Annotated in this window: 11 protein-coding genes; 9 read left to right on the forward strand and 2 right to left on the reverse strand. The window is 68.5% G+C overall.

Annotated features, from left to right (window positions below):
* Positions 1-11 precede the first annotated feature (11 nt).
* Complete coding sequence (locus PHQ87_RS03080; protein WP_300231102.1) at positions 12-1,082, reverse strand: cupin domain-containing protein; 1,071 nt, start codon at positions 1,080-1,082, stop codon at positions 12-14.
* Positions 1,083-1,196: 114 nt separating this feature from the next.
* Between PHQ87_RS03080 and PHQ87_RS03085 the strand changes: the two genes are divergently transcribed.
* From PHQ87_RS03085 to PHQ87_RS03100, 4 genes are all read left to right on the forward strand, one after another.
* Complete coding sequence (locus PHQ87_RS03085) at positions 1,197-1,709, forward strand: MarR family transcriptional regulator (protein WP_300231104.1); 513 nt, start codon at positions 1,197-1,199, stop codon at positions 1,707-1,709.
* Between the two features lie 96 nt (positions 1,710-1,805).
* A complete protein-coding gene (pyk, locus tag PHQ87_RS03090) occupies positions 1,806-3,239 on the forward strand; it encodes a pyruvate kinase (RefSeq protein WP_300231106.1) in 1,434 nt (477 codons plus the stop codon).
* A gap of 94 nt (positions 3,240-3,333) precedes the next feature.
* Positions 3,334-4,398 (forward strand): class II fructose-bisphosphate aldolase, encoded by a 1,065-nt coding sequence (fba, locus tag PHQ87_RS03095; protein WP_300231108.1) that lies wholly within the window; start codon positions 3,334-3,336, stop codon positions 4,396-4,398.
* 108 nt (positions 4,399-4,506) lie between these two features.
* Complete coding sequence (locus tag PHQ87_RS03100; RefSeq protein WP_300231110.1) at positions 4,507-5,415, forward strand: phosphoribosylaminoimidazolesuccinocarboxamide synthase; 909 nt, start codon at positions 4,507-4,509, stop codon at positions 5,413-5,415.
* Positions 5,416-5,456: 41 nt separating this feature from the next.
* Here the strand turns inward: PHQ87_RS03100 and PHQ87_RS03105 are convergent, their stop codons facing one another.
* Positions 5,457-5,840: a DUF4189 domain-containing protein gene (locus tag PHQ87_RS03105; RefSeq protein ID WP_300231112.1), complete on the reverse strand. Its 384-nt coding sequence runs from the start codon at positions 5,838-5,840 to the stop codon at positions 5,457-5,459.
* Between the two features lie 211 nt (positions 5,841-6,051).
* Here PHQ87_RS03105 and PHQ87_RS03110 point away from each other — a divergent pair, with 211 nt between their 5' ends.
* From PHQ87_RS03110 to PHQ87_RS03130, 5 genes are all read left to right on the forward strand, one after another.
* Positions 6,052-7,161, forward strand: a complete 1,110-nt coding sequence (locus PHQ87_RS03110; RefSeq protein WP_300231114.1) for a YeeE/YedE family protein — start codon at positions 6,052-6,054, stop codon at positions 7,159-7,161.
* Positions 7,140-8,468 (forward strand): FAD/NAD(P)-binding oxidoreductase, encoded by a 1,329-nt coding sequence (locus tag PHQ87_RS03115; protein WP_300231116.1) that lies wholly within the window; start codon positions 7,140-7,142, stop codon positions 8,466-8,468. The genes PHQ87_RS03110 and PHQ87_RS03115 overlap by 22 nt, the downstream gene beginning before the upstream one ends.
* 3 nt (positions 8,469-8,471) lie before the next feature.
* The gene (locus tag PHQ87_RS03120) at positions 8,472-8,942 is read left to right on the forward strand and encodes a thiosulfate oxidation carrier protein SoxY (protein WP_300231118.1); all 471 of its coding nucleotides are present in this window, start codon (positions 8,472-8,474) and stop codon (positions 8,940-8,942) included.
* Positions 8,943-8,966: 24 nt separating this feature from the next.
* Positions 8,967-9,296, forward strand: coding sequence for a thiosulfate oxidation carrier complex protein SoxZ (locus PHQ87_RS03125; RefSeq protein ID WP_300231120.1), 330 nt, complete (start codon positions 8,967-8,969; stop codon positions 9,294-9,296).
* 20 nt (positions 9,297-9,316) lie between these two features.
* A partial coding sequence (locus PHQ87_RS03130) for a DUF2721 domain-containing protein (protein WP_300231124.1) occupies positions 9,317-9,471 on the forward strand: 155 nt, incomplete at its 3' end.

The raw sequence follows: 9,471 nt of genomic DNA on the forward strand, positions 1-9,471 counted from the left end.
GGAAATGCGGGTCAGGGTTGGGCGGGCATGGCCGGCTGGCCATCGGCGCGCACTTCGTACACGCCGAGCTTGCGGTGCAGCGGCGACTCGTCGGCCACGAACAGGAAGGCCGGCCCGGTGGCCGAGGCGTTGGTCAGTGTGGTGGCGGTGTAGCCCGGGATGCAGCAGGTGTCGGCCGGTGCGAGGTCGAATCCCTGCGCATCGGTGGCCACGCGCGCGGCGCCTTCGATGACGTGGTACACCGCCGCCGGCGAACGCGCGGGCAGGGCCAGCGTCTGGCCCGGGCGCAGCATCAGGGCGTGCAGGCCCAGGATGTTCTGGGCGTCCTCGCCGGTTTCGGGGTTCACGTAGGTGATCTGCACGTGGTCCAGCCCGGGGCGGTCCCCGGCCAGCGACAGCAACGCGGCGCGCGCCTCGGCCCAGGGGTAGCGCAGCAGCGGGTAGCGCCGGCCGCTGCGGTCGAACACCGGAGTGGGCACGAGGCCGGCGCGCGCGTAGGCACGGTGCCCCTGGCCGGGCTCGACCGTCTGGGTCGTGCCGTTGAGGTGGTAGCTGGTCTCCGTGTAGTAGACCAGCGGCAGGTCCAGCACATCGAGCCAGATCACGGGCGCATTGCCGTCGTGGCCGTGTTCGTGCCACAGCCCGGTGGGTGTGAGGATCAGGTCGCCGCGGTGCATCGGGCACTTCTCGCCGTCCACCGTGGTCCAGGCACCCTCGCCCTCGACGATCATGCGCACGGCATTGGGCGTGTGGCGGTGGCTGGGCGCCCACTCGCCGGGCAGCAGCAGTTGCATGCCCAGGTAGATGGCGGCACTGGCCTGCATCTTCTCCAGCGTGTGGCCGGGGTTGGCCAGCACCAGCACGCGGCGCTCGGCCTTCTCGATCGGCGTGAGCTCGCCGGCCCGCAACAGCAGTGGCCGGATGTCGGCATAGCGCCAGCGTGTGGCCCGGGTCTGGCGCGCCGGTATGCCCGGGGGCAGCACGGCGCGCAGGCTGGGCCACAGGGGCACCAGGTTCTGCCGGGCCAGCTCATCGCGGTAGTCCTGCGGCAGATCTTCCAGCCGACCCAGTTCATGGCTCATGTCGATTCCCTTGGTGTAGCGCGTGACGGGTGGCACCCATATGATGAGTACACTGACGATATCCTAGTGCTACCATGATCCGGTTGCCCATGCGGGTTAACCCGTGTCTGAACCATGAACCCTTCCGAAGCGTTCGATGGCGATATCGACCTGCTGCCCGGCTATGCCATCCGCCGCCTGCAGCAGATTGCCGTGGGCATTTTTCTGCAGGAGATGGCGGCGGGTGGTCTCAACCTCACCCCGGTGCAGTTCGGTGCGCTGCAGGTGGTGGCCCTGCAACCGGGCATCGACCAGCGGACGCTGGCCGGCCGGATTGCGCTGGACACCTCCACCATCGGCGGGGTGGTCGACCGGCTGGAGGCACGCGGCTGGCTGCAACGGCGCCGCTCGACCGAAGACCGCCGGGCACGCCTGCTGCACCTGACACCCGCCGGCCAGCAGGTGCTGGCGCAGGCCGTGCCGGGCATGTTGCGCGCGCAGCAGCTCATCCTGGCACCGCTGCCGCCCGGCCAGCGCACGCAGTTCATGGCGATGCTGCACACCCTGGTCACGCAGAACAATGAATGGAGCCGCGCGCCAAGTGAAAACCCGGCCACGGTGGGGCGCCAGGGTTCGACCATCGGCTGAGCCAGGGTTGGGCGCCCGTTGGTAACCGATTTCATGGACAATTGAAACCAAATTACAGCCGGCCCAGCGATCCGGCGAACTCCGGAGACTGTGTCCATGCCCCAGCGCGCCACCAAGATCGTCGCCACCCTCGGCCCCGCGTCCAGCGACCCGGACCTGCTCGAGGCCATGATCCGTGCCGGTGTCAACGTCGTGCGGCTGAACTTCTCGCACGGCGCGGCCCAGGACCATATCGAGCGCGCGCGCCTGGTGCGTGAGGCCTCGCAGCGCGCCGGGCGCGAGGTCGCCATCATGGCCGACCTGCAGGGGCCCAAGATCCGCGTCGGCAAGTTCGCCGAGGGCAAGGTGGTGCTGGTGCCTGGCGAGCCCTTCGTGCTCGATGCCGCGCGCACCGAGCCGGGCGATGAGCGGGGTGTGGGGCTGGACTACAAGGAACTGCCGCGCGACGTGAAGCCCGGCGACACGCTGCTGCTCAACGACGGGCTGATTGTGCTCGCCGTGGACCAGGTGGCGGGGTCGGCCGTGCACACCACGGTCAGGATCGGTGGCGAGCTGTCCAACAACAAGGGCATCAACCGGCAGGGCGGGGGGCTGACGGCGCCGGCGCTCACGGCCAAGGATATGGAGGACATCAGGACCGCCATGGACCTGCAGGCCGACTACGTGGCGGTGAGCTTTCCCAAGACGGCCGCCGACATGGAGCTGGCACGCCGGCTGTGCAACGAGGCGGCCGCGTCCATCGGCCACAAGCCCGGCCTGATCGCCAAGATCGAGCGCGCCGAGGCGATCCCCGAGCTGGAGAACATCCTGCGCGTCTCCGACGGCATCATGGTCGCGCGTGGCGACCTGGCGGTCGAGGTCGGCAACGCGGCCGTGCCGGGCCTGCAAAAACGCATGATCCGCCTCGCGCGCCAGATGGACAAGGTGGTCATCACGGCCACGCAGATGATGGAGTCCATGATCGTCAACCCGGTGCCCACGCGCGCCGAGGTGTCCGACGTGGCCAACGCCGTGCTCGACGGCACCGACGCGGTGATGCTCAGTGCCGAGACGGCGGCGGGCAAATACCCGCTGGAGACGGTGCGGCAGATGGCCGCGATCTGCGAGGAGGCCGAGACGACCGAATACGACCCGCTGGAGGACGACTTCATCGGCCAGACCTTCCAGCGCATCGACCAGGCCATTGCCATGGGGGCGCTGTTCGTCGCGCACCACCTCAAGGCCAAGGCCATCGTGGCGCTGACCGACTCGGGCTCCACGGCACTGTGGATGAGCCGGCACAACGTGATGATGCCGATCTTCGCGGTCACGTCCAAGCTGGCGACGCAGCGCAAAATGACCCTGTACCGCAACGTGCGCCCGCTGCTGGCCGACACCAGCGCCGACCGCGACACCGCGCTGGCCGAGGCCGAGGCCGATCTGAAAAAACGCGGCGTGATGCAAAGTGGCGACGTGTACGCCATCACCGTGGGCGAGCCCATGGGCACGCCGGGCGGCACCAACACGCTGAAGATTTGCCGGGCTGCCTGACCCGCCTGTCGGCTGCGCCTGTCTGCGCGCAGGGCCGGGCGCCTTAAAATCCCGGAGTTACGGACCGGTTACCAACTTTGACTAGAGGATTCTCATGGCACTCGTTTCCATGCGCGAACTGCTCGACCACGCTGCGGCCAATGGCTACGGCATCCCGGCGTTCAACGTCAACAACCTGGAGCAGGTGCAGGCCGTGATGGCCGCGGCCGACGAGGTCGGTGCGCCCGTCATCCTGCAAGCCTCGGCCGGTGCCCGCAAGTACGCCGGCGAGAGCTTCATCAAGCACCTGATCCAGGCTGCCACCGAGGCCTATCCGCACATTCCCCTGGTCATGCACCAGGACCACGGCACCAGCCCCAAGGTCTGTGCCGGCGCCATCGAGCTGGGCTTCGGCTCGGTGATGATGGACGGCTCGCTCATGGAAGACGGCAAGACGCCGTCGAGCTTCGATTACAACGTCGAGGTCACCCGTCAGGTCGTCGAGATGGCGCACAAGGTCGGCGTGACGGTGGAAGGCGAACTCGGCTGCCTGGGCAATCTGGAAACCGGTGATGCCGGCGAGGAAGACGGCATTGGCGCCGAAGGCAAGCTGGACCACAGCCAGATGCTGACCGACCCGGAGGAGGCCGCCCAGTTCGTCAAGGCCACCCAGCTCGACGCCCTGGCCATCGCCATCGGCACCAGCCATGGCGCCTACAAGTTCAGCCGTCCGCCCACCGGCGACATCCTGGCGATCAGCCGCGTCAAGGAAATCCACGCCCGCATCCCCAACACCCACCTGGTGATGCACGGTTCCTCGTCGGTGCCGCAGGAACTGCGCGCCATCATCAACCAGTACGGCGGCGCCATGAAGGAAACCTACGGCGTGCCGGTGGCCGAGATCCAGGAAGCCATCAAGCACGGCGTGCGCAAGATCAACATCGACACCGACATCCGCATGGCCATGACCGGCGCGGTGCGCAAGTTCATGGCCGAGAACCCGGAAAAGTTCGACATGCGCGAATGGATGAAGCCGGCCCGCGAAGCCGCCAAGGCGGTGTGCAAGCAGCGCTACCTGGAATTCGGCTGCGAAGGCCAGGGCGCCAAGATCAAGGGTGAAACCCTGAGCGTGATGGCGGCCAAGTACGCCAGGGGCGAATTGGCACAACAGGTGAACTGATCTCACCCCGGTCCGACCTGCGATAATTCGCCGGAATGGTTCGGAGCCCGCTGACTGTTCGGTTGGCGGGCTTTTTTTCTTGCGTCCCGTATTGCCGACCACCCGATCATGACCGACGTCCTCCATACCTCCGACCTCAAGTCCTTGCCGCTGCTGGCGCGCGGCAAGGTGCGCGACAACTACGCCGTGGGCGACGACCGCATCCTGATGGTGGCTTCCGACCGCATCAGCGCCTTCGACGTCATCATGGGCGAGCCCATTCCCGGCAAGGGCAAGCTGCTGACCCGGCTGTCCCTGTGGTGGTTCGAGAGGCTGGGGCCCCAGGGGCTGAACATCTGTCCGATCCACCTGACCGGCGAGGCGCCCGAAAGCGTGGTGGCGCCCGAGGAGGTGCCCCAGGTCGAGGGCCGGTCCATGCTGGTCAAGCGCCTCAAGCCCATCCCGGTGGAGGCCGTGGTGCGCGGCTACCTGGCCGGCAGCGGCTGGAAGGAGTACCAGGAAAGCCGCTCGGTCTGCGGCGTGCCGCTGCCCGAGGGCCTGCGCAACGCCAGCAAGCTGCCCGAGCCGATCTACACCCCCGCGGCCAAGGCGGCGGTGGGCGAGCACGACGAGAACATCACCTACGAGCGCACGGTCGAGATGGTGGGGCCCGAGATCGCGGCCCAGATCCGCGACAAGGCCATCGCGCTGTACCGCGCGGCGGCCGAGATCGCGCGGGCCAAGGGCATCATCATCGCCGACACCAAGTTCGAGTTCGGCCTCGACGAGAACGGCACCGTGGTGCTGATGGACGAGGTGCTGACGCCCGATTCGTCGCGCTACTGGCCGGCCGAGCAGTACGCCGAGGGCAGCAACCCGCCGAGCTTCGACAAACAGTTCCTGCGTGACTGGCTCGAAACGGCCAAGGTCAACGGACAGCCCTGGGACAAGACGCCACCGGCACCGCGCCTGCCGCGCGAGGTGATCGAGAAGACCGCGGCCAAGTACCAGGAAGCGCTCGAACGCCTGCTGGGCTGACCGCTGGCGCACCGGATGGTGGCGCCCGCTTCAGGGGGGGATCAGTTGCACCGGGGGGCCAGCCCCGGGATGTCGCGACAGTTTTCGCCTCCGTTGGCGCTGCAGGCGTGGTTGGCGGCGGTCTGTGCTTCCAGGGTGGAGCGGCCCTCGGCCACACCGATGATCAGCCGCCCGCCGGGCAGGGTGCCCGCCGACAGGGCGCCGCATTCCCGGAACTGCAGGACCACCTCACAGTCGCGTGCGTCGCAGCGGTCGCGCGCCTCATCATTGGCCTCGGATTGTGTCCAGCCGCCGGTCACGATGGCGGCCCGCGTGGTGTTGTGGCTGAAGGCGATGGCCCCATAGGTGTCCTCGTCGCCGCAGGCCGCGACGAGCGCGGCGGCCGCCAGCAGGCTGGCCAGGGTGGTGATGCGTCGGTTCGACATGAGCTTCCCTCCTCGGTGTGCGGCGAAAGCCGGCTCGAGCTTGCATTCTAGGGTGTACGGCGACAGGGCCTAGAATGGCGCCCACAGACAACTCCGCTTGTGCCGCGTGTCGGCTGAGAGAGATCGCATGGCCCGCCAGAGGCCGCACCAACGCCCAAGTCCTGTCTGCCTGAATCGGTGGGTGCCGTGCGCCTGATTGCCGGGAGTTGCGATGCCTTTTGAACCATCCATCACGACATTGCTGTGGGCAGGATTTGTGCTCGGCGCTGCCTTTGGCGCGTCGGCGCGGGTCGGACGCTTCTGTCTGCAGCGGGGCTTGCGCGAGGCAGCGGCGGGCGGGCCGGCACCGGCGCTGCGCGCCTTTGCGCTGGCGCTGGCCGTGGCGCTGCTGATCTCGCAGGTGCTGGCATGGTCGGGCCTGGTGGCGCTCGATGGCGCCCCGGTGGCGCGGGGGCGTTTTTCCTGGGTGGCCGTGCTGGTCGGCGGTCTGCTGTTCGGCGCCGGCATGGCCCTGGCGCGCGCCTGCGGCGCCCGTTCGCTGGTGCTGCTGGCAGGAGGCAACCTGCGGTCGCTGGTGACGCTGCTGTGCCTGGGGCTGGCGGCGCAGGCCACGCTGACGGGTGTGCTGGTGCCCGTGCGGCAGTGGCTGCAAGGTTGGGGCGGGGTTGCGCTGGCGCAGGCCACACTGCCCCAGCAGTTGCGTGCCTGGGGGCTGCCCGACCCGGTGGCCGCGCCGGGGGCCGCCGCCCTGCTGGCATTGCCCTTGCTGATCTATGCGCTGCGCCCGGCCAGGGCGGGCCGGGGTGATTCGAACGCGGTGCCCCTGCTGTGCGCGGCCATCATCGGTGTGCTGGTGGCCACCGCCTGGGTGGTCACGGCGCACCTGGGCGATCCGTTCGAGCCGGTGCCGCTCACCTCGCTCAGCTACGTCGGCCCGGTGGCCGAGGGGTTGCTGTTCCTGCAACTGGCCGTCGGACGCGACGCCAGCCTGGGTCCGGCCATCGTGGCGGGTACGCTGGCGGGCGCCGGCGTGGCGGCCCTGCTCACACACACGGCCCGCTGGGAAGGCTTCGAGAGTCCCGCGCAACTGGCCACCTCGGCCATTGGTGGCCTGCTCATGGGATTCGGCGGTGTGCTGGCCGTGGGCTGCACCATCGGTCAAGGGCTGGCGGGCCTGTCCGCGCTGGCATGGGCCAGCGTGCCCGCCTGTGCCGGCATCGTGGCCGGGGCGTGGGCCGTGCTGTGCCTGCAAGCCCATTCCTTTCCATCCGGTTCCCGTTCACCCAGGAGAGCACCCTCATGCAACGACGCCATTTCCTGATCACCCCGCCCGCCCTGGCACTTGGTGCCGCGGCCGCTCCCGTGCTGGCCGCCCCGGCGGTCATCAGCCCGCAATCGGTCATCCTGCCGCGCCGCGGCAAGGGCCCGCGCATCGTCGTCTGCGGCGGTGGCTGGGGCGGCCTGACGGCGGCGCGCTACCTGCGCGAGCTCATGCCCAACGCCGACGTGGTGCTGCTCGAGCGCAACCCGACGTTCTGGTCCGGCCCCATGAGCAACAAGTGGCTGATCGACATCGTGGGCACCGACTTCGTCCAGCACGACATGCTGCACCCGGCCAACAAGTACGGTTACACGCTGCTGCAGACGCACGTGACGGGTTTCGAGCGCGACCAGCGCCGCGTGCGCACCACGCACGGCCTCGTGGAGTACGACTACCTCATCCTCTCGGGCGGCATCCGTGACGCGTGGGACGCCTGGTTCGGCGACGACCAGCGTGTCATCGACTACACGCGCCGCCACTTCTCCAGCGCCTACATCCCCAACCAGGAGATGTTCGCGCTCAAGCGCCGCGTGCACGCGTTCAAGGGTGGCACGCTGGTGATGACGCTGCCGCCGCCACCGCACCGCTGCCCGCCATCGCCGTACGAGCGCGCCTGCCTGATCGCCTCGCACATCAAGAAGAACAAGATCCCGGGCAAGATCGTGATCCTCGATCCCAAGCCGAGGATCGCGCCCATCGGCGTGGGCTACCAGCAGGCGTTCCAGGAGCTGTACCCCGACATCATCACGCACGTGCCCAATGCGCGTGTGCAGGAGGTCGATCCCTTCAACAAGCACATCAGGACGGCTGCAGGCGACTTCAGGTTCGACGAGGCCATCCTCATGCCGCCGCACCAGGCCGCCGACATGGTCTGGCACGCCGGCCTGATCGGCCAGGACGCGGCCGGCAAGCCGACCGGCTGGGCCGACATCCACCCGCACCTGTTCCATGCCAACACCGACGACCGCGTGTACTTCGTGGGCGACCTGATGGGCATGATCTCGGACCAGTTCGGTCACTACCCCAAGAGCGGCCACGTGGCCAATTACATCGGCCGCATCGTGGCCAAGTACATCGCGCAGCGCGTGGCGGGCCAGGAGGTGACGCCGCTGCTGCCCGACAATCTCTGCTACATGATGGTCAACACCGAGCCGCAGGAGGAGATCTCCGTGAAGTTCACCTACGAGCTGGACGCCAGCGGCAAGGTCATCCAGACCCAGACCGACATGGACGTGCGCACCGCCGACCTCGTGCCCGAGGACTTCGCCTGGGCGCGCTCCAAGTTCAGCGACTTCCTGGGAATCTGAGCCATGCAACGACGAACCCTCATCACCGCCGGTGGTGCCACGCTGGCCCTGCCGGTGGCCGCGCTGGCGCAGCAGAGCAAGGTGCCGCTGGCGCCCATTCTGGCCCCCAACCCGCAGGAGTTCCGGCGCATCGTCGCCGAGTTCACCGGCGGCAGGAAGCCCGAGACCCGGGGGCTGGAACTGGACGTGCCCGTGCTGGCCGACAACCCATCGGGCGTTCCCGTGAAGGTGGTGGTGACCGAGCCGATGACCGGGCAGGACTGGTGCGAGCAGATCATCGTGCTGGCCGAACTCAATCCGCTGCCGCTGGCCTGTACCCTGTACTTCACGGCCGCAGCCGGCGTGGCCGAGGCCGCCGTGCGCGCGCGCCTGGCGCAGTCGCAGACCCTCCACGCGCTGGCGCGCATGAAAAGCGGGCGCATCCTGGGCGCCAGTCAGGAAGTGACCGTGGCCGCCAGCGGTTGCGGCATGTGAGCCACGGGCAGAAAGGACATCCCCATGAACGCCAAGCCACCGCGCCTGTGGATCAGCAACGCCAAGCCCCGCCAGGGCGAGAAGCTGCGCGTGCGCGCGCAGATCGAGCACATCATGGAAAGCGGCCTGCGCACCGACCCGCAGGGCGCCGTGCGGCCGCGCAACATCGTCTCGCGCTTCGAGGCGCGGCTGAACCAGACGCTGCTGTTCGCCTGGGAGCCGGGCATCTCGATCGCGCAGGATCCGTACATCGAGTTCGCCTTCCTGGCGCGTGAAAGCGGCGAACTGCACCTGCGCTGGGAAGACGAATCCGGCCAGAGCACCAGTGTGAGCCGGCCCATCACGGTGGTGTGAGCGGGCCATAATGGGGCGCCATGAACCTGCCCGTTGATGTCACCTCGGTCACCCACAGCGTCCAGCTGGCGGTGGCTCCCGTGTTCCTCCTGACCGCTGTGGCCGGCATGATCAGCGCGGTGGCCGGGCGGCTGGCCCGCATCATCGACCGTGCGCGGGTGCTGGAGGACCGGGT

The organism is Hydrogenophaga sp., assembly GCF_028698005.1.
GTDB lineage: Bacteria > Pseudomonadota > Gammaproteobacteria > Burkholderiales > Burkholderiaceae_C > Hydrogenophaga.